At 72.3% G+C, this 18,869-nt stretch carries 17 protein-coding genes; 6 read left to right on the top strand and 11 right to left on the bottom strand.

Features of this window, described 5'->3' with window-relative positions:
- The first annotated feature begins 6 nt into the window (after positions 1-6).
- Positions 7-498, top strand: coding sequence for a Cys-tRNA(Pro) deacylase (gene ybaK / locus ACKUU6_RS24800; RefSeq protein ID WP_407990769.1), 492 nt, complete (start codon positions 7-9; stop codon positions 496-498).
- Here ybaK and ACKUU6_RS24795 read toward each other — a convergent pair.
- Positions 464-1,780: a PucR family transcriptional regulator gene (locus ACKUU6_RS24795; protein WP_407990768.1), complete on the bottom strand. Its 1,317-nt coding sequence runs from the start codon at positions 1,778-1,780 to the stop codon at positions 464-466. The genes ybaK and ACKUU6_RS24795 overlap by 35 nt on opposite strands.
- A 186-nt stretch (positions 1,781-1,966) precedes the next feature.
- Between ACKUU6_RS24795 and ACKUU6_RS24790 the strand changes: the two genes are divergently transcribed.
- Positions 1,967-2,941: an esterase/lipase family protein gene (locus tag ACKUU6_RS24790; RefSeq protein WP_407990767.1), complete on the top strand. Its 975-nt coding sequence runs from the start codon at positions 1,967-1,969 to the stop codon at positions 2,939-2,941.
- A gap of 99 nt (positions 2,942-3,040) precedes the next feature.
- On the opposite strand, the gene ACKUU6_RS24785 is transcribed toward ACKUU6_RS24790, so the two are convergent.
- The 8 genes from ACKUU6_RS24785 to ACKUU6_RS24750 all read right to left on the bottom strand — a co-directional run bounded on the left by ACKUU6_RS24785 (position 3,041) and on the right by ACKUU6_RS24750 (position 11,202).
- Complete coding sequence (locus ACKUU6_RS24785) at positions 3,041-3,832, bottom strand: VOC family protein (RefSeq protein ID WP_407990766.1); 792 nt, start codon at positions 3,830-3,832, stop codon at positions 3,041-3,043.
- A gap of 143 nt (positions 3,833-3,975) precedes the next feature.
- The gene (locus tag ACKUU6_RS24780; RefSeq protein WP_407988834.1) at positions 3,976-4,944 is read right to left on the bottom strand and encodes an IS481 family transposase; all 969 of its coding nucleotides are present in this window, start codon (positions 4,942-4,944) and stop codon (positions 3,976-3,978) included.
- A gap of 269 nt (positions 4,945-5,213) precedes the next feature.
- The gene (locus tag ACKUU6_RS24775) at positions 5,214-5,876 is read right to left on the bottom strand and encodes a hypothetical protein (RefSeq protein ID WP_407990765.1); all 663 of its coding nucleotides are present in this window, start codon (positions 5,874-5,876) and stop codon (positions 5,214-5,216) included.
- Between the two features lie 50 nt (positions 5,877-5,926).
- Positions 5,927-6,733 (bottom strand): ABC transporter permease, encoded by an 807-nt coding sequence (locus ACKUU6_RS24770; protein WP_407992228.1) that lies wholly within the window; start codon positions 6,731-6,733, stop codon positions 5,927-5,929.
- A 29-nt stretch (positions 6,734-6,762) separates the two neighbouring features.
- The gene (locus ACKUU6_RS24765; protein ID WP_407992227.1) at positions 6,763-7,656 is read right to left on the bottom strand and encodes an ABC transporter ATP-binding protein; all 894 of its coding nucleotides are present in this window, start codon (positions 7,654-7,656) and stop codon (positions 6,763-6,765) included.
- Positions 7,657-7,857: 201 nt separating this feature from the next.
- A complete protein-coding gene (locus ACKUU6_RS24760) occupies positions 7,858-8,892 on the bottom strand; it encodes an NYN domain-containing protein (protein WP_407990764.1) in 1,035 nt (344 codons plus the stop codon).
- Between the two features lie 190 nt (positions 8,893-9,082).
- Positions 9,083-10,120: an aspartate-semialdehyde dehydrogenase gene (locus ACKUU6_RS24755; RefSeq protein WP_407990763.1), complete on the bottom strand. Its 1,038-nt coding sequence runs from the start codon at positions 10,118-10,120 to the stop codon at positions 9,083-9,085.
- A gap of 218 nt (positions 10,121-10,338) precedes the next feature.
- Positions 10,339-11,202 carry a dihydrodipicolinate synthase family protein gene (locus tag ACKUU6_RS24750; protein WP_407990762.1) on the bottom strand — a complete coding sequence of 288 codons (864 nt, stop codon included), beginning with the start codon at positions 11,200-11,202 and terminating at the stop codon, positions 10,339-10,341.
- Between the two features lie 71 nt (positions 11,203-11,273).
- Between ACKUU6_RS24750 and ACKUU6_RS24745 the strand changes: the two genes are divergently transcribed.
- On the top strand, positions 11,274-12,152 hold the full coding sequence (locus ACKUU6_RS24745) for a LysR family transcriptional regulator (RefSeq protein WP_407990761.1): 879 nt from the start codon (positions 11,274-11,276) through the stop codon (positions 12,150-12,152).
- Between the two features lie 61 nt (positions 12,153-12,213).
- Positions 12,214-15,771 (top strand): DNA polymerase III subunit alpha, encoded by a 3,558-nt coding sequence (gene dnaE / locus ACKUU6_RS24740; RefSeq protein WP_407990760.1) that lies wholly within the window; start codon positions 12,214-12,216, stop codon positions 15,769-15,771.
- A 57-nt stretch (positions 15,772-15,828) separates the two neighbouring features.
- On the opposite strand, the gene ACKUU6_RS24735 is transcribed toward dnaE, so the two are convergent.
- Entirely contained in the window at positions 15,829-16,722 is an 894-nt protein-coding gene (locus ACKUU6_RS24735; RefSeq protein WP_407990759.1) for a LysR family transcriptional regulator, read from the bottom strand.
- A 72-nt stretch (positions 16,723-16,794) separates the two neighbouring features.
- On the opposite strand from ACKUU6_RS24735, the gene ACKUU6_RS24730 reads away from it, so the two are divergent.
- On the top strand, positions 16,795-17,193 hold the full coding sequence (locus tag ACKUU6_RS24730; RefSeq protein ID WP_407990758.1) for a RidA family protein: 399 nt from the start codon (positions 16,795-16,797) through the stop codon (positions 17,191-17,193).
- Here ACKUU6_RS24730 and ACKUU6_RS24725 read toward each other — a convergent pair.
- Positions 17,176-17,631, bottom strand: coding sequence for an Lrp/AsnC family transcriptional regulator (locus tag ACKUU6_RS24725; protein WP_407990757.1), 456 nt, complete (start codon positions 17,629-17,631; stop codon positions 17,176-17,178). The genes ACKUU6_RS24730 and ACKUU6_RS24725 overlap by 18 nt on opposite strands.
- 170 nt (positions 17,632-17,801) lie before the next feature.
- Here ACKUU6_RS24725 and ACKUU6_RS24720 point away from each other — a divergent pair, with 170 nt between their 5' ends.
- Positions 17,802-18,803, top strand: coding sequence for an asparaginase (locus tag ACKUU6_RS24720; protein WP_407990756.1), 1,002 nt, complete (start codon positions 17,802-17,804; stop codon positions 18,801-18,803).
- The last annotated feature ends 66 nt before the right edge of the window (positions 18,804-18,869 follow it).

The raw sequence follows: 18,869 nt of genomic DNA, 5'->3' as shown, positions 1-18,869 counted from the left end.
AGCACGATGGCGAAGAAGCAGCAGCGCGGCGGCGGTACGCCCGCGACGGTGACCCTGGAGGCGGCCGGGGTGGCGTTCACCGTGCACGCGTACCAGCACGACCCGGCCGCCGCCTCGTACGGCGGGGAGGCGGCCGAGCTGCTCGGCATCCAGGCCGAGCGGGTGTTCAAGACCCTGGTCGCCGAGGTGGACGGCAGGCTGACGGTCGGCGTGGTGCCGGTCTCCGGGCAGCTCGACCTCAAGGCGCTGGCCCAGGCGGTCGGCGGCAAGCGGGCCGCGATGGCCGACCCGGCGGCGGCCGAGCGCAGCAGCGGCTACGTGCTCGGCGGCATCTCGCCGCTCGGCCAGCGCCGTCCGCTGCCGACCGTCGTGGACGTCACCGCCCTCGACCACCCGACCGTGTACGTATCGGCGGGCCGCCGCGGCCTGGAGGTCGAGCTGGCCCCGGCCGACCTGGTCGCGCTCACCGGGGCATCGGTGGCACCGGTCGGCCGTTGACCACCACCGGCGGGGTGCTCAGCAGGCGGGCGGTGAGGGCCGCGTCCAACTGCCGCTGGGCGGACGGCACGGCCGGGTCGAGCCCGGTCAAGCGGGCGATGCGGCGCAGCCGGTAGTCCACCGTGTTGGGGTGGACGTGCAGGTCGGCGGCGGTGTGCCTGCGGTTGAGCTCGTTGGCCAGGTGCAGGCGCAGGGTGAGCAGGAGTTCGCCGTGCGCGGCGATCGGGTCCAGCAGCGCCGCGAGCCGGTGGTTCGCCTCGGTCGGCTGGGCGAGCTGGTACTCGAGCACGACGTCCTCCAGCCGGTAGACGCCGGGGGGACGTCCGGTCAGTCGGACGATGCGCAGCACCTCGCGGGCCAGCCGGGTCGCCGAGGGCACCTCGGCGGTGGCGGCGACGGTGGCCGCGACGGTCAGGCCGAGGCCGGCCGCGACCGTCAGATCCCGGTGCAGCCGTTCCAGGGTGGCCGTGTTCTGGGCACCGGGGATCAGCACCAGGCCGCCGAATCCGTCGAGCAGGTGGAGCTTCGTCCCGGCCGTGTGCCGATCGAGAGCCGAGGTGAGGGCCCGGATCCTGCGGCGGCTGACGATCGCGGTGCGGACGTCGGCGTCGGCCACGCCCTGACCGCCGGGGGCCCGCTGTCCATGGCCCAGGGTGGCGTTTCCGGCGGCGTCCTCGGGGTCCGGGTGGAAGCCCAGGGCCAGCACCTCGTAGCCGGCGGCCAGCGGCAGACCGGTGCTGATCGCGGTCTGCTCGGCCGACTCCCCGGACAGCAGGGCGGTCACCAGGCGGTGCTGGGCCCCCTGCCGGGAGGCCGCCATGGCCTCGCGTTCGCGCACGTAGTCCGCCACGATGACCGCCGACAGCGTGGACAGGAACTCCAGCAGGACCCCGACGACGGTACGCACGTCCTCCAGGTCGGCGAGGTCGCCCCGGACCTCCTCCCAGATGAACCGCATCCCGACGTGGTAGGCACGCAGGACCTCCTCCAGCGGCACGCCCTCCTCGGCGCGTCTGGCCGCCGAGCGGCCGATGGCCTCCAGGCGTTCGGCGGGGACCGGGGCGCCGGTGCGCAGGGCCTCGGCCATCATCCGCGTGTTGGTCTCGACGATCGCGGTGATCTCGCCCTCCACCGCCTCGCGCGGGAGCAGCCGGTAGAACGGGACGGTCTCCACCAGGACCGCGGTGGCACGGCGGGCCAGCTCGGGTGCGCGGCGGGTGACCAGCGCGTGCAGGGGTTCACCGTCGGCGGTGCGCACGGGGCGCGGGTCCGGTCGGGGCACGGCGGGCCACCTCTCTCGCCGGGGCCGTCGTTGTGACCGGTCACAGTCGGCGGGCACGAAAGTCTGGTGGCCTACCAGTATTTTTCCGGACGGCCTCGCCGACATCATGGACCGAGCCCACGTTACCGGCAAGTAACGATGGTGTGAAGAAACGCAGTTCATCATCCGATCCTCGTGGAGGCCCCCATGCGCATCCCCCTGCGCACTCCCCGCACCTCGGTACGCGCAAGACTCTCCCGCACCGGACTCGCCCTCACCGCGTTCGGTCTGTCCGCCGCCCTGGTCATGGGCGGTTCCGGCACCGCCCAGGCGTCCCAGCTGCCCGAGGGCGGACTCGCCCAGGCGGTGGTCAACTACGTCGCCAGCCCGGGCGCGGTCGCCGGTGCCAACGACTGGTCCTGCAAGCCCACCGCCCAGCACCCCAACCCGGTGATCCTGCTGCCGGGCACCTTCGCCAACATCGGCGCGAACTTCGTCAGGCTCTCGCCGCGGCTGAAGAACAACGGCTACTGCGTCTTCGCGCTGAACTACGGCTTCACCGCCCTCTCGCTGGACCGGGTCGGCGGCCTAGGATCGATCACCGCCTCGGCCGTCGAACTGGACGGCTTCGTCAACCGGGTCAGGACCGCCACCGGCGCGGCGAAGGTCGACGTCGTCGGCCACTCGCAGGGCGGCAGCGTCCCGATCTGGTGGATCAAGAAGATGGGCGGCGCACCGAAGGTCGCGCACTACGTCGGCCTGGCACCCAGCTCGCACGGCACCACCCTGAACGGCATCGTCGAGCTCGCCGACCAGCTGAACCTGCTCGGCTTCGCCACCGGTGTGTCGCAGGTGGCCCAGTTCCCGGGCGTCCTGGACCAGCAGGTGTACAGCGACTACACGAAGCAGCTGTGGTCGGACGGCAACACCGTCCCGGCCGGCCCGAAGTACACCGTGATCGCCACCCGGTACGACGAGGTGGTCACGCCCTACAGCTCACAGGTGCTGAGCGGGAGCAACGTCACCAACACCGTGCTCCAGGACAAGTGCTGGTTCGACCGGGTCGGCCACGTCGGCCTGTTCGACGACGAGCCCACCATGGAGCTGACGCTCAACGCGCTGGGTGACGGCCCCGCCGGCTTCCAGCCCTGGTGCTACGGCTTCGGCCCGCAGCTGGTCTGACCCCGCGTCGGGAACACCCGGCACCCAGGGGCGGCCCGGCCGGGAGATCCGGTCGGGCCGCCGGACGGTGCAGCCGAGGACGGCTCCGGCGGCCGAGCGTCACATCCGCGGGTCGGGCTTCAGCAGCGCGAAGGGCGCCCCGGCGGGGTCGGCGAGCCAGGAGATCCGGCCCACCTCGGGGACGTCCGCCGCCGGCATCAGGACCGAGCCGCCGTTCGCCGTGGCCACCGCTACGGCGCCGTCGACGTCCTCCGCGTAGAAGTACGGCACCCAGCGGGACCGCTCGCTCCCGCTGCCCGCGCCGTCGCCGAGCGGGGCCACGCCGCCGAAGGAGGCGTCCTCCTGGTCACCGTCCCGGACGCTCAGCACCCGGTACGTCATCCCGGGCGCCTGCATCTCCCGGCTGCGCCAGCCGAACACGCCCTCGTAGAAGGCGATGCCGCCGACCGGGTCCGGTACGTGCAGCTCGACCCAGAGCAGCGCGTTCGGGGCGGAGGTGAGCCCGAGACCGGCGGTCCTGCCGGGCTGCCAGAGGGCGAACTGGGCGCCCTGCGGGTCGGTCACCTGCGCCAGCCGGCCCTCGCCCATCACGTCCATGGGCTCCATCCGGACCTGTCCCCCGCCCGCCATGACGGCCTCGACGGTGGACCGGACGTCGTCGGTGCAGAAGTGCACCATCCAGGCGGAAGCCGCCCCCTCCTCGGTGAGCGGGCCGAGCGCGGCGACGGTCTTCCCGTCGATCTGGAAGAACCCGTAGCCACCGGTGTCCGGTCCGGCGGAGACGAAGTTCCAGCCGAAGACCGCACCGTAGAACGCGGTAGCGGCGTCGAGGTCGGGGCTGCCGAGGTCGAGCCAGTTGGGCGACCCGGTACGGAAGTCGGTGCCGAGCATGCGGTCCTCCAGGGGAGACGGGCGACAGGGCCGAGGCCCACCCTGCCGACCCGGCCCGGGAGCGGCCACCCGGGTCGACCGGCACGCCGCGGGGTTCACCCGTGCGGACCGCAGCCGCCCGTACAGGGCCTAGGTGTACTCGGTCATGAGGTTGGTGACAGTCGGCTGATCGGTGGCTGGCCGCCGAGCGCGGTGTGTCGACGTCGAGTGTTGTAGAAGTCGAGCCAGGGTGCGAGTGCGCGGGTGCGTTGGGTGTTGCTGGTGAAGACCTGCCGGTAGGCCCATTCGGTCTGCAGGGTGCGGTTGAAGCGCTCGACCTTGCCGTTGGTCCATGGGCAGTGCGGGCGGGTGAACTTCTGGCGTGCGCCGAGTTCCCGGCACGCGGCTTGGAAGTCGTGCGAGATCCGGTAGTTCTTGGCGTTGTCGGTCATCACGCGTTCGATCCGGGTGATGCCGTGTGCCTGGAAGAACGTGGCGGCGCGGGTGAGGAAGCCGGCGCAGGTGGCGCCCTTCTCGTCGGGCAGGACCTCGGCGTAGGCGAGGCGGGAGTGGTCGTCGACGGCGGCGTGGACGTAGTCGTAGCCCAGGCCGCGCAGGGCGCGGGGGCGTTCGCCGCGGCCGTGGGCGCGGTGGCCGCCGCCGTCCGGGATCTTCCCGAGCTTCTTGACGTCGATGTGGATCATGTCGCCGGGGCCGGCGTGCTCGTAACGCCGCCCGCCTGCCCGGGTGGCACGGATGACTTCACCGGTCAGCGGGTCGCAGGCGGACAGTGGCGGCACGTTGTGGCGGCGCAGGATCCTGCTGACCGTCCGGGCCGGGACACCGGTCTGCTCGGCCAGGAAGCCCGGGCCCACCCGCAACTGGTGGCGGGCCTTCAGTACGCGTCTTTCGACCGCGGGCGAGGTGCGTGCGGGACAGTGGTGCGGGCGGCTGGTCCGGTCGTGCAGACCGTTCCAGCCCTCCGCCCGGTACCGGTTGACCCAACGGTGGGCGCACTGGCGTGAGACACCGAGCTCCTTCGCGACGTGCGCGACCGGACGTTCGTCGAGTACGACACGGCGGACCAGCAGGCATCTGCCGTGAAAGGTCAGCCGGGCATTAGCGTGGGCCACCAGGACCTCCGAGGTGAGTGAAGACGGCAAACTCCACTACGCCCGGAGGTCCCTCCATGATCAAGTACCGACGCCACCTGTCATCAACGTGTCGGCCGAGTACACCTAGGGCCTGTACGGGGGATCTTGTCGGATCAGCGCGCGGCGTCGGGCGCCCGGCTGGGCGTGCGCCCGAGTCGGCCTCGTACTGGACGTACTTGGGCGATTCGGGCGTGCGTCCCGACGGGATGATCCGGCGTCGGGCGCCGGCAAGATCCGCCGGACAGGCCCTAGCCCTGGGGCTGCTGCCACTGGGGCCCGGCCCAGTACGGCGGGGGGTCCTGTTCGCGCTTGCCGAAGGCGGCCGAGAGGGCGAGCAGGACGACCATCGCGGTCATCGGCCAGACCAGCAGGGCACCGTGGGCACCCAGTTCGAGGGCGGCGCTGAACTTGACGCCCTGGCCGGCGTGCTTGGCGTTGGCGATCACGTCGGTGCCTGGACCGAGGCGGATGCCGAGTTGCCAGGCCAGGACCGAACCGGTCAGGCCGCCCAGCGCCAGGCCACCCGCGACGGCGATGCCGCCGCCGCGACGGCGGGTCAGCAGGAAGGCCGCCAGGGCGGAGAGCGCACCGGCGCCGAGCGCCAGCAGGGCGAAGGTGCCGTCGGCACCGGCCCGCTGCTCGCCCTCGGGGTCGACGTACCGGATGGCGTCGCTGCCGGCCACCAGCATCACCCGGGGTGCCAGCCACAGCCAGAGCAGGCCGACCAGTGCCCCGGACGCCACCCCGGCGAGGGTGGTCAGCGCGCCGATCCGGAGCTCGGGCCCGAGCGGAGGCCGCTCGCGGGCGGGCACCGGCGGCGGCAGGTACGGGTCCGGCTGAGCGGGGTACGCCGGGACGCCGTCCCGGGGCGGCTCGGGGACGGAATCCGCAGGAGTGTTCGGTACGGTCACCGGGCCATCGTTTCACGACCGGCGGCTCCGGGGTCGAACACCCGGCGGTCTCAGCGGGTGGCGGCCCGGCGGTAGGCCCAGGTGGCGATCGCCAGCGAGACCAGGCCGACCGCGCCGCAGACCGTCAGGTCACCGAGGACGGCCGCCCAGTCGGGTGCACCGGCGAAGCTCTCCGCGAAGGCCTCCACCCCGTAGGTGGAGGGCAGCAGGTCGCGCAGCAGCCGGACGAAGCCGGGCAGCTGGCCGACCGGCAGCACGCCGAGCAGCAGCGCCGCGGACATGCCGAGCTGGCCGAGCAGGGTGGCGATCTCCTGCCGCGGCGCCAGCAGCCCGCAGGCCGCACCGATCCCGGCGAGCGCCGCGCCCGCGAGCGGGACGACCGCGAGCAGCACCCAGAGGTGGCCGAAGGGCAGCGAGAACATCCAGGCCCCGACCCCGGCGGTGACCAGCGCACCGGGCACGGTGAAGGAGGCGTACGCGGCGGCGGCGCCGAGCACCACGGCGGCCGGGCGGACCGGCAGGGTCGCGTAGTGGTCCAGGCCGCCGGTGGCCCGCAGTCGGCCGAAGTACTGGGCCAGCAGGTTGAGCGCCACGAAGGCGACCACCAGCACGCTGGAGCCGGCCACCACCGAGCGGGCGGCGGGCAGGTCCCCGGGGTCGACCACGCCGCGCATCATCAGCAGGATGCCGAGCGACTGGAAGGTGGCCACGAACAGCAGCGGGATCCGGGCCACCTTGGCCCGCGTCAGCTGGGCCCGGTAGACGGCGGCCAGCGAGGGCAGCAGCCGGGCCGCCGGGGCGAGCGGCACGGGGGCCGTCGTCCGGGCGGGGGCCAGGGGCGGGTCGAGCAGGGCCACCGCGTCGGCCTTCCGGGTCTCGGTGGGGCTCACTTCGCCAGCCCCTCGTGCCGGCCGCCGAGCTTGAGGTACGCGTCCTCCAGGCTCGGGGTGGCCAGGGTGAAGTCGTCCAGGGCCGCGAAGGCGGGGCCCGTGGTGACGGCCGCGACCAGTTCGCGGGCGTGTTCGGGGCTGGTCCTGACGGTCCAGCGGCGGCCGGAACGGACCGCCCGTTCGGCCAGCCGGGCGACGGCCGGGACGTCGAGCGGAGCCTCGGTGCGCCAGACCAGGTCGAGCCGGACGTCGCCGTCCACCAGGGCCTTGAGGCCGCCGGGGGTGTCGCAGGCGATGATCCGGCCCTCGTCCACCACCGCGACCCGGTCGAGCACGGTCTCCGCCTCGATCACGTTGTGGGTGACCAGCAGCACGGTGGTGCCGTGCTCGGCCCGGCGCCGGTCGAGTGCGGACCAGACCGCCCGGCGGGCCACCGGGTCCATCCCCGTGGTGGGTTCGTCCAGCACCAGCAGCGGCCGCTCCCCCACCAGCACGGCGGCGAAGCAGGCCAGTCGGCGCTGGCCGCCGGAGAGCTTGGCGAGCGGGCGGCCGGCGATCGCGGTCAGGCCGAGTTCGGTGAGGACGTCGGCTCCCGCGCTCCGGGCCTGCGCCCGGGTCAGGCCGCGCAGCCGTCCGGTGGTCTCGGCCGCCATCGCGACGGTGAGCTCGTCCAGCGCGGTGGACTCCTGGCCCAGGTAGCCGAGCAGCCGGGCGGCCAGCTCCGGGTGCCGGACGATGTCGTGCCCGAGGATGTCGATCGAGCCCCGGTCCGGCCGGAGCAGCCCGGTGAGCTGGCGGACCAGGGTGGACTTGCCCGCGCCGTTGGGCCCGAGCAGGCCGAAGACCTCACCGCGCCGGATGTCCAGCGCGATGCCGTCGTTGGCCCGGATCTCGCCGTCCTTGCTGCGGTACGTCTTGGCGAGGTCTCGTACGGTGCAGCACTGCCCGGAGGGGTGGAGGCCGGGTCCGCCGAGGTCGCCCTGCGGCGTGGGCCGTGCTGCCCGCCGGTCGGTGTCGCTCACGGTCGAAGACTCTACGCGCTGGCCCGGAGGAACCGGACAAGGGGGTTGTTTCGACTCCGCCGGGCGGGGTCACTCCCGGGCGACCGCCAGGTCCGGGCGGGGGACGCGCTCGGCGAAGGCCTCCCAGAAGCCCGCCCGGATGGCGTACCTGTCCTGCTCGTCGATCTGGTCGTCCTTGGCCGCCAGCAGGCCGAACCGAGCGGCGTAGCGCAGCAGTTCGGCGTCCAGCCGGTGCGGAATGCGGGGGTGGTCGGCCCAGAGCGGGAGCAGTTCGGTGTCCCGGTGCAGCCGGGACAGCCAGCGGCGGCCGAACACGGCACCGATCTGCCGGGCGTCGCCGGGGACGGCGGCGCTGTCCTCCTCGCGGTCGGCCCAGCGCTGCTCGGGGCTGGTGACCTCGGCCAGGGTGGGCGGCACGGGGGTGGTCCTGGCGGAGGACCAGCGCAGCACCAGGGCGGGCGGGACAGTGGGGGCCGGGCGGGTGGCCAGGTCCCTGGGGGTGGGGACGACCCGGAGCCCGGGGGTGTGCACCGCCGGTACGGGTGCCGGTCCGGGCTCCCGGAGCTGGGCCCATCTCTCGACGAAGGCGCGGTCCAGCACCCGCCGTTCGTCGGCCTCCGCGACCAGGTCCTCGGACTGGTTGAAGTCACCGTCCACCGGCTGGACCGCCCAGAGGTGCACGACCACGCCGTGCTCCTTGGCGCAGACCATGCCGGGCAGCAGGTCGCCGTCGCCGCTGAGCAGCACCAGGTCGGCGCAGGCCCGGTTGTGGGCCAGCTCGGTGAGTTCGGCGTGCATCGCGGCGTCCACGCCCTTCTGCACCCAGCGGCCCTCGGCCCGGGTGAGCGCGCCGAGCCGGACGGTGACCCGGGGCAGCGTGCGCAGTCGGCGGTGTTCGGGCAGCGAGCGGCGGTCGGGGGCGGCGTCGAACCAGTAGATCCGCAGCAGTGGCAGCCCGGTCTCCGCCTCGGCCCGTTCGGCCAGCGCGGTGGCCAGTGCGGCGTGATCCACCGTCAGCCGGGCCCGGACGGGATCCCCCGCGAGCAGGTTGGCCGCCGCACCCAGCAGGTACCCCGCGTCCACCAGGACGACGCACCGGTCCACTCCACACCACTTCCCTCCGGAGGGCCGCACCGCGCGGGGAAGGATGTGGGGGCCCGCACGGCCGCCGACGTCCCGACGGTCAGGGCGAGTACCGCCGGTGGGCACTCTTTACCCCCGGGTCGGCCGGTGAACCGTGCGGCGGCCCTCACCTGCCGGTGGGCACCGCGGCCCACCGGCAGGCGACGGGGCGTCAGCCCCTGAGCTCGGCCAGCTCGGCCGCGACCAGCTCGGCGATCTGCACCGCGTTCAGTGCGGCGCCCTTGCGCAGGTTGTCGTTGGAGAGGAAGAGCGCGAGGCCGTTCTCCACCGTCTCGTCCACCCGGATCCGGCCGACGTACGAGGGGTCCTTGCCGGCCGCCTGGAGCGGGGTCGGGATCTCGGACAGCTCGACGCCCGGGGCCTTGGCGAGCAGCTCGTACGCGCGCTCGACGCTGATCGGGTTGGCGAAGCGGGCGTTCACCTGGAGCGAGTGGCCGGAGAAGACCGGGACGCGCACGCAGGTGCCGGAGACCTTGAGGTCCGGGATCTCCAGGATCTTGCGGGACTCGTTGCGGAGCTTCTGCTCCTCGTCGGTCTCGAACGAGCCGTCGTCCACCAGGTTGCCCGCGAGCGGCACCACGTTGAAGGCGATCGGCCGCTGGTACACGCCCGGGTCGGTGGCCTTGACGGCCTCGCCGTCGAAGGCCAGCTGGTCGGCCCGCTCCGCGATCTCGCACGCCTGCCGGTGCAGCTCGGCGACACCGGCCAGGCCGGAGCCCGAGACGGCCTGGTAGGTGGTAGCGACCAGGGCGGTCAGACCGGCCTCGTCGTGCAGCGGGCGCAGCACCGGCATCGCGGCCATCGTGGTGCAGTTCGGGTTGGCGATGATGCCCTTGGGACGGTTCGCGGTCGCCTCCGGGTTGACCTCGGAGACCACCAGCGGGACCTCGGGGTCACGGCGCCAGGCCGAGGAGTTGTCGATCACGACCGCGCCGGCGGCGGCGACCTTGGGGGCCAGCGCCCTGGAGGTCGAGCCACCGGCGGAGAAGATCACGATGTCCAGGCCGGAGTAGTCGGCGGTCTCCGCGTCCTCGACGGTGACCTCGCCGTCCTGCCACGGCAGCGTCTTTCCCGCCGACCGCGCCGAGGCGAACAGCCGCAGCTCCGTCACGGGGAACTCGCGCTCCGCCAGAATGCTGCGCACCACTCCACCGACCTGGCCGGTGGCGCCCACGATGCCGATCTTCATCGGGTTACTCCTCCTGTGTTGTGCTCGATCAGAACCGCACACTCCGCCCATCATGCCTGGTCGGGCGGTACGGGCGGTACGGCATTCCAGTGGGTGAACGGGTCGTGGACCGGCCGTCGGCGGCCTGGGACGGAAATCCGGCGGCCCGCGCCACACGCGGCCCCCGATTCGCCGGTGCCGGGCCGCTCACGGCACAAGAATCCGACCGGCTGCGCCTGTCAGGCCGTCAGCTCCGCCAGCGCGGCCAGTGCGGCGTCGACCGACTCCGGTCCTGCGGGCAGCAGCGGGAGGCGGACGTCCGGGGTGGGGATGCGGCCCTGGGCGTGCAGGACGCCCTTGATCACGGTGGGGTTGGGCTCCGCGAAGGCCGCGATCGAGAGCCGGGCGAGCCGGTGGCCCAGCTCGCGCGGCCCCCGGCCGTCGGCGAACTCGGCGAACCGGCCGGTGGCCAGGTGCGCCGAGGCCAACATGCCGCCGGTCGCGCCGAGTGCCAGCAGCGGCGCGAGGAAGGGGTCGTCCCCGGCCAGCACCGCGAACCCGTCCGGCAGGTCGGCCATCAGCTGCACCGTGTCCTGGTCGATCCCACCGACCGCGTACTTCACCCCCGCCACCTTCGGCAGGGCGCCGATCCGCCGCAGCGCGGCGGCGCCCAGCGCCTGACCGGTCCGGTACGGGATGTGATACACGATCAGCGGCACCGGGCTCGCGGCGGTCAGCGCCTCGAAGTGCGCCAGTGCTCCGGCCTCGCCCGGCCGGGTGAAGGCGGGCACGGTGACCAGCGCGGCGTCGGCGACCCCGGCCAGCCCGGCCAGCGCCTCGGCGGTGCGCCGGGTGTCGTTGCCGCCGGTGCCGACAGTGAGGGTGGCGCCGTACTCGGCAGCGGCCCTGGCACACACCTCGACGACGGTGTGCCGCTCGGCCTCGTCCAGGGTGGCCACCTCGGCGGTGGTGCCCAGTGCGACCAGCCCGGCCGCGCCGTCGGCCAGGACCTCCCGGGCCAGCCCGGCCAGGGCGGCGACGGCGAGCGTGCCGTCCGCCTCGAAGGGGGTGACCAGTGGTACGTGGATTCCGTGCAGTTCCATGCCGACGAGCCTGCCGCCCGCCCCTCTTCAGGTCCAGTTCACATCTCCGACGGTTCTCGTAAGCTGTGCTGATGCTCGACGTCCGCCGCCTCCGGCTGCTCCGCGAACTCGCCCATCGCGGCACCATCGCCGCCGTCGCCGAGTCGCTCGCCTTCAGTCCGTCCGCCGTCTCGCAGCAGCTCTCGGTGCTGGAGCGGGAGGCCGGGGTCCCGCTGCTGGAGCGGACCGGCCGCCGGGTCGCGCTCACCCCGGCCGGGCGGAGTCTGGTCGGGCACGCCGAGGCGGTGCTGGAGCGGCTGGAGCGGGCCGGGGCCGAACTGGCCGACGCCAGGAGCGGATTGGCCGGTCCGCTGCGGATCGGCACCTACCCCTCGGCGGCCCGGGCGATCATCCCGGCCGCCCTCGCCGCCCTGGGCCGGCAGCACCCGGGCCTGGAGCCGATGGTCACCGAGGTCGACCCGGCGGCGGTCTCGGGGCTACTCCGCTCCGGCGAGCTGGACGTGGCGCTGCTGCACGAGTACGACTTCGTCCCGGCCGACCCGCAGCCGGGCCTGGCCACGGAGTCGCTGTTCACCGAGGCGATGTACCTGGCCGCCCCCGCGCCCGGCGCGATCGCCGACCACCGGGAGTCGCCGTGGATCGTCGCGCCGCACGGCACGCTCTGCCACGCGATGGCCGTCCGGGCCTGCCAGGCGGCCGGATTCACACCCCGGATCCGGCACCAGATCGACGATTTCGCCACCGTGCTCGCCTTGGTCGGAGCGGGTCAGGGAGTGGCTCTGGTCCCCCAGCTGGGAGTGGCCGGGGCACCCCCTGGCGTGGCCCTGACCCGGCTCCCGATGGCCCGCCGGACCCGGACCGCGTACCGCGCCGGAGCGGCCCGCCACCCGGCCCTGGCGGCCTTCGCCACGGCTCTGCGGACAGCACTCCCGAGTGACCTGAGGTGCTGAACGGACCCCTGTTCAGGGGCTAGGGTGGAGCCTTCCTTCGAGCCTGAGGAGCCGTCCCACCGTGGCCGACAGCTTTGTTCACCTGCATGTCCACACCGAGTTCTCGATGCTGGACGGAGCGGCGAAGAACAGCAAGCTGTTCGCGGAGGCCGAGCGGCAGGGCATGCCCGCGATCGCGATGAGCGACCACGGCAACATGTTCGGCGCGTACGAGTTCTTCCAGACCTCGAAGAAGATCGGCAGCGTCAAACCGATCATCGGCATCGAGGCGTACGTCGCACCGGGCTCGCGCTTCGAGAAGAAGCCGGTGTTCTGGGCGCCCGGCGGCCAGCGCCAGGTGAGCGCGGACGGCGAGGGCGGCAAGGACGTCTCCGGCGGCGGCCGGTACACCCACATGACGATGTGGGCGCAGAACGCCACCGGGCTGCGCAACCTCTTCAGGCTCTCCTCGCTCGCGTCGATGGAGGGCTACTACATGAAGCCCCGGATGGACCGCGAGCTGATCGCCGCGAACGCCACCGGGATCATCGCCACCACCGGCTGCCCGTCCGGCGAGGTGCAGACCCGGCTGCGGCTGGGCCAGTACGAGGAGGCGGTCAAGGCCGCCGACGCCTACCAGCAGATCTTCGGTCGGGAGAACTACTTCCTGGAGCTGATGGACCACGACCTGTCCATCGAGCGGGACGTCCGGGACGGCCTGCTGCGGATCGCCAAGCAGCTGGACATCCCGCTGCTGGCCACCAACGACTCGCACTACGTGACGGCCGACCAGGCCGACGCCCACGACAGCCTGCTCTGCGTCGGTGTCGGCAAGAACAAGGACGACCCGAACCGCTTCAAGTTCAACGGCAGCGGCTACTACATCAAGACGCCGGAGGAGATGCGCGCGCTCTTCTCCGACCTGCCGGACGCGTGCCGCAACACGCTGGAGATCGCCGACCGGATCGAGCCGTACGACGAGGTCTTCAACTACGTCGACCGGATGCCGCAGTTCGACGTGCCCGAGGGCGAGACCCAGGCCTCGTTCCTGCGCCAGAAGATCAAGGCCGGGCTCCAGCACCGCTACGGCGACAACCCGAGCCAGGAGGTGCTGGACCGGATCGAGCTGGAGATGGGCGTCATCTCCCCGATGGGCTTCGACGCGTACTTCCTCGTGGTCGCCGACATCTGCCAGTACGCCCGCGACAACGGCATCCCGGTCGGCCCCGGCCGTGGGTCTGCGGCCGGGTCGATGGTCTCGTACCTGACCCGGATCACCGAGCTGGACCCGCTGGAACACGATCTGCTGTTCGAGCGGTTCCTGAACCCCGAGCGCATCAACCCCCCGGACGTCGACATCGACTTCGACGACCGCCAGCGCGACCAGATGGTGCGCTACGTCACCGACAAGTACGGCGAGGCGTACACCGCCCAGGTGAACACCTTCGGCACCATCAAGGCCAAGGCGGCCGTGAAGGACGCCAACCGCATCCTCGGCTACCCGTTCGCGATGGGCGACCGGATCACCAAGGCGATGCCGCCGGACGTGATGGGCAAGGGCGTGCCGCTGGCCGACCTGTTCAACGAGAAGCACCCGCGCTACAACGAGGGCGCCGAGATCCGCTCGCTCTACGCGAACGAGCCGGACGTCAAGAAGATCATCGACACCGGCCTCGGCATCGAGGGCCTGATCCGCGGCACCGGTGTGCACGCGGCGGCCGTGATCCTCTCCTCGACCCCGCTGCTCGACCTGATCCCGCTGCACAAGCGGGACAAGGACGGCGTGATCATCACCGGCTTCGACTACCCGTCGTGCGAAGCCATGGGTCTGATCAAGATGGACTTCCTGGGTCTGCGGAACCTGGGCATCATCGACCACTGCATCAAGATCGTGAAGTCCAACCGCGGCATCGACGTCGACATCGAGAAGATCCCGCTGGACGACCCGACCACCTACCAACTGCTGGCCCGGGGCGACACCCTGGGCGTGTTCCAGCTCGACGGCGGGCCCATGCGGGCGCTGCTCAAGCTGATGAAGCCGACCGAGTTCGCCGACATCTCCGCCGTCTCGGCGCTGTACCGGCCGGGCCCGATGGGCATGAACTCGCACACCAACTACGCACTGCGCAAGAACGGCCAGCAGGAGATCATCCCGATCCATCCCGAGCTGGAGGCTCCGCTCGCCGAGGTGCTCGGCCCCACCTACGGCCTGATCGTCTATCAGGAGCAGGTACAGCGAGCCGCCCAGGTGCTGGCCGGCTACAGCCTCGGACAGGCCGACCTGCTCCGCCGCGCGATGGGCAAGAAGAAGAAGGAGGTCCTGGAGAAGGAGTTCGTCCCCTTCCACGCGGGCTGCAAGGAGCGCGGGTACTCGGACGAGGCGATCCAGGCCGTCTGGGACGTGCTGGTGCCGTTCGCCGGCTACGCCTTCAACAAATCGCACTCGGCCGCGTACGGCCTGGTCTCGTACCAGACCGCCTACCTGAAGGCGAACTACCCCGCCGAGTACATGGCCGCCCTGCTGACCTCGGTCGCGGACGACAAGGACAAGATGGCCGTCTACCTGGCCGAGTGCCGGTCGATGGGCATCAAGATCCTCTCCCCCGACGTCAACGAGTCGGTGGAGGACTTCACCGCCGTCGGCACCGACGTCCGCTTCGGCCTCAAGGCCGTCCGCAACGTCGGCACCAACGTGATCGACTCGCTGGTCAGGACCCGGAAGGAGAAGGGGAAGTACTCCTCCTTCGCCGACTTCCTGGACAAGGTCGAGCTGGTGGTCTGCAACAAGCGCACCGTCGACTCGCTGATCAAGGCCGGCGCCTTCGACTCGCTCGGCCACACCCGGCTCTCGCTCACCACCGTGCACGAGAACGCGATCGACGCCGTCACCGGCGTCAAGAAGCAGCAGGCGATCGGCCAGGACGACCTGTTCGGCGCGATGGACACCGGCGAGGACGTGCCGACCATCGGCCTGGACTTCGAGCTCTCGGACCGGGAGTGGCCGCGCAAGCAACTCCTCAGCCTGGAGCGGGAGATGCTCGGCCTGTACGTCTCCAGCCACCCGCTGGACGGCGCCGAGCACATCCTCTCCCGCAACCGCGACATCTCGATCGCCGAACTGCTCGGCTCCGGCCGCACCGAGGGCGAGGTCCGCCTCGCCGGACTGGTCACCGCCGTGGACCGCCGGATCAACAAGGCCGGCAACGCCTGGGCCATCATCACCCTGGCCGACCGGGACGGCTCGGTCGAGGTGCTGTTCTTCCCGGCCGCCTACAACCTGATGTCCGACCAGATGGTCGAGGACAACGTGATCTCCGTACGCGGCCGGCTCAACGAACGCGACGGCTCGCTCAGCATCTTCGGCCAGGAGATCACCAGCCTGGACATCTCCTCCGCCGAGCACGGCGGCAAGCCGCCGATCCTGATCACCGTCCCGACCGGCCGGGTGAACCCGGAGATGATCGCCGAGTTCAAGACCACCCTGCGCTCGCACCCCGGCGACGTCCCGGTCCGGCTGCTCACCACCGGCCGCGACAAGAACGTCCTGTACGAGCTCGGCTTCCTGGTCAACCCCGACAACGGCGCCTTCGCCTCCGAGGTGAAGACCCTGCTGGGCCCGTCGGCCTGGAGCAACGCCTGAGCCCGCGCCGGGACCTGCCGTCCGGAGGCCCGAACCGGAGCTGACGGTACGCCACCGTCACTGCGGTCGGACGCCCGCCAGCCGTAGGAAGTGGGCCACCAGGGTGCCCGGGTCGTCGCGGCGCCAGGCGGCTGCGACGGTGGTGCGAGTGGTCGGGTCGAGGCGGCGATAGGCGACGCCGTCGAGTCGGATCCGGCGGATGCCGGCGGGGGCGATCGAAACCCCGAGACCGGCGCCGACCAGGGCGGCTAGCGTCTGCCACTCCACCGCCCGCTGCCCGAGCCGGGGTTCGAAGCCCGCCTCGCGGCAGAGCCGGAGGACCCGATCGTGCACCGTCGGTCCGGCCTCGCGCGGCAGCAGGACGAACTGATCGCCCGCCAACCCGGCCACCGGGACGGCCCGTCGCTCCGCGAGCGGGTGGGCCGCAGGCAGTACCGCGACGAGTTCCTCGGTCAGGACGGTGGCGGTCGCCAGATTCGGCTCCTCCGGTGGTTCGCGCAGCAGCCCGACGTCGATCACCTGCTCGCGCAGGGCGGCCACCTGGGGGGCCGTGGTCATCTCGCGGAGCTCCAGTTCCACCCCGGGGTACTGATCCCGGTAGCTGCGCAGCAAGCCCGGCAGAACGGTGAGCGCGAGCGAGGCCGAGAAGCCGATCCGGAGCCGGCCGGCCTCGCCGCTGCCGATGCGGCGGGCCGCTGCCAGACCGTCCGCGATCCCGTCCAGCGCCTGCCGGGCAGCGGGCAGCAGCTCGTGGCCGACGGCGGTGAGGGCGGCCCCGCCGGGGCCCCGGGTGAACAGTGGGTGCCCGACCTTCTCCTCCAGCCGGCGGATCTGCTGACTGAGCGGCGGCTGCGCGATGGCGAGCCGTTCGGCGGCCCGGCCGAAGTGCAGTTCCTCCGCGAGGACGGTGAAGGCGTGCAGCTGTCGGAGTCCGAGTTCGGGGCGGTCCATATCTCCAGAGATATCACGGGGCACCACCGGCGCTATTGGACGTATCGCGGCTCCGTCGCCAAGCTTCACGGCATGACTGAGCGACGCGCGATCCTGAGTGGCTCCACTTTCGAGGAGGAGATCGGTTACGCCCGGGCGGTCGTCGACGGCGACCGGGTGCACGTGTCGGGCACCACCGGTTTCGACTACCGGACGATGACCATCTCCGACGACGTGGTGGAGCAGGCCGAGCAGTGCCTGCGCACTATCGCGGAGGCACTGGCGGAGGCGGGCTGCTCGTTCGCCGACATCGTCCGAGTCAGGTACCTGCTGCCCGACCGCGCCGACTTCCCGCCCTGCTGGCCCACCCTGCGCCGGGTGTTCGGGCCGGTCCGCCCGGCCGCGACGATGCTGGAGTGCGGTCTGGCCGACCCCCGGATGAGGATCGAGATCGAGGTGGACGCCCGGCGACCGTCAGCCGCCGACCGGTAGGCCGCCGGGTTCCTTCACCCGCTTCATGATGATCTGCGAGTTGACCTCGGTGACCCCGGTCAGGGTGGTCAGCCGCTCGATCCAGAGGCGCTCGTACGCCTTCAGGTCCTCGACCGCGATGCGCAGCAGGCAGCCGGGGCTGCCGAACAGCCGGTACGCCTCGATCACGTCGGGGATCTCCTGGAGCGCGGCCTCGAAGGCCTCCACCGCCTCGCGCTCGCGGCGGACCTCGACCGAGACCAGCACCTCGAAGCTGCGGCCGACCGCGGCCGGGTCGATCACCGCGCGGTAGCCCTGGATCACCCCGTCCTGCTCCAGTTGGCGGACCCGGCGCATGCACGGCGACGGCGTCAGCCCGACCCGCTGGGCCAGCTCCTGGTTGCTCAGCCGCCCGTCGCGCTGGAGCTCGCGCAAGATATCCCTGTCGATCCGATCCATCACGCGATCATATTGCCCACTTCCGGTCAGATGCGGCAGGATTCGCGATCACATTGCGCACCCGTTCGACTATTCTTGCCGCTGAGCGTTCCGCCACCCGCGGAGACCATCAGGCAGCCCGGCCCCGGCAAACAGTCGGTGTCGGGCTGTTCCCCTTCCAGGAGGCACCCATGGCCCGGATCGTCGTGATCAGCACCGGCGGCACCATAGCCAGCCGCTGGCAGGGTTCCGGCTTCGCCGCCGACGCGGACGGCAGCGAGGTGATGGCCACCGCCGCCGTCCCCGAGGGCGTCACCGTCGAGGTGGTCGACCTGTTCAGCGTGAACAGCCCCCGGCTGACCAGCCGCCACCAGCTGGAACTGCTGCACACCGTGCACCGGGTGCTCGGCGACCCGGGGGTGGACGGCATCGTGGTGACCCATGGCACCGACACCTTGGAGGAGTCGGCCTTCCTGCTCGACCTGCACCACCGTGACCAGCGCCCGGTGGTGCTGACCGGCGCGCAGCTCCCGCTGGACGCCGCCGACGGCGACGGTCCCGGCAACCTGCACGACGCCCTGCTGACCGCCGCCACCGCGCGCGGCCTCGGCGTGCTGGTCGTCTTCGACGGCGAGGTGCACGCCGCCCGGGGCACCGTGAAGACCCAGACCATCGCCCCGAACGCCTTCGCCGACCCCTCCGGCGACCGGCTCGGCGACGTCGGCTTCGGCCGCGCCCTGATCACCCGTCAGCCCGAGCGTCCGACACCGCTGGCCCTCCCCGCCGCCGACACCGTGCCGCCCCGGGTGGACATGGTGATGCACCACTCGGACGCCGACCCGGTGCTGTTCGAGGCCGCCGTGGCCGCCGGGGCGCAGGGCATCGTGCTGGTCGCCACCGGTGCGGGCAACGCCACCCCGGAGTTCGTCGAGGCGGTCGCCGCCGCCACCGCCCGGGGCGTGCTGGTCGCGCTGACCACCCGGGTGCAGTCCGGCCCCGTCACCGAGATCTACACCCACGGCGGCGCGGTCGACCTGGTCGCCGCCGGCGCCGTACCGACCGGCACCCTGCGGGCCGGCCAGTCCCGGATCGCCGTGCTGGCCGCGCTGCTCGGCGGCACCGACCCGGCCGCCCGGGTCGACCTGCTCCGCCACGCGCTGGCCGCGCGGAGCACCGCGCTCACGCACGCCTGAGTCGCCCTCACCCCGCCTGCCGCAGACCCCGGGAACCCGTCCTCATAAAGTGTCGTCATCCTTCCA

The organism is Kitasatospora sp. CMC57, from assembly GCF_045866025.2.
In the GTDB taxonomy this organism is placed as follows: Bacteria; Actinomycetota; Actinomycetes; order Streptomycetales; family Streptomycetaceae; genus Kitasatospora.
The sequence above is the reverse complement of the archived record's forward strand: the minus strand, read 5'-3'. Positions and strand labels throughout refer to the sequence as shown.

What these genes read in the sequence shown, in the direction of transcription:
- ACKUU6_RS24720 (WP_407990756.1), top strand. Translation starts at nt 17,802, where the DNA reads ATGGCCCGGATCGTCGTGATCAGCACCGGCGGCACCATAGCCAGCCGC.
- ACKUU6_RS24790 (WP_407990767.1), top strand. Translation starts at nt 1,967, where the DNA reads ATGCGCATCCCCCTGCGCACTCCCCGCACCTCGGTACGCGCAAGACTC.
- ACKUU6_RS24750 (WP_407990762.1), bottom strand. Translation starts at nt 11,202, where the DNA reads ATGGAACTGCACGGAATCCACGTACCACTGGTCACCCCCTTCGAGGCG.
- ACKUU6_RS24725 (WP_407990757.1), bottom strand. Translation starts at nt 17,631, where the DNA reads ATGGATCGGATCGACAGGGATATCTTGCGCGAGCTCCAGCGCGACGGG.
- ACKUU6_RS24735 (WP_407990759.1), bottom strand. Translation starts at nt 16,722, where the DNA reads ATGGACCGCCCCGAACTCGGACTCCGACAGCTGCACGCCTTCACCGTC.
- ACKUU6_RS24730 (WP_407990758.1), top strand. Translation starts at nt 16,795, where the DNA reads ATGACTGAGCGACGCGCGATCCTGAGTGGCTCCACTTTCGAGGAGGAG.
- ACKUU6_RS24745 (WP_407990761.1), top strand. Translation starts at nt 11,274, where the DNA reads ATGCTCGACGTCCGCCGCCTCCGGCTGCTCCGCGAACTCGCCCATCGC.
- ybaK (WP_407990769.1), top strand. Translation starts at nt 7, where the DNA reads ATGGCGAAGAAGCAGCAGCGCGGCGGCGGTACGCCCGCGACGGTGACC.
- ACKUU6_RS24785 (WP_407990766.1), bottom strand. Translation starts at nt 3,832, where the DNA reads ATGCTCGGCACCGACTTCCGTACCGGGTCGCCCAACTGGCTCGACCTC.
- ACKUU6_RS24755 (WP_407990763.1), bottom strand. Translation starts at nt 10,120, where the DNA reads ATGAAGATCGGCATCGTGGGCGCCACCGGCCAGGTCGGTGGAGTGGTG.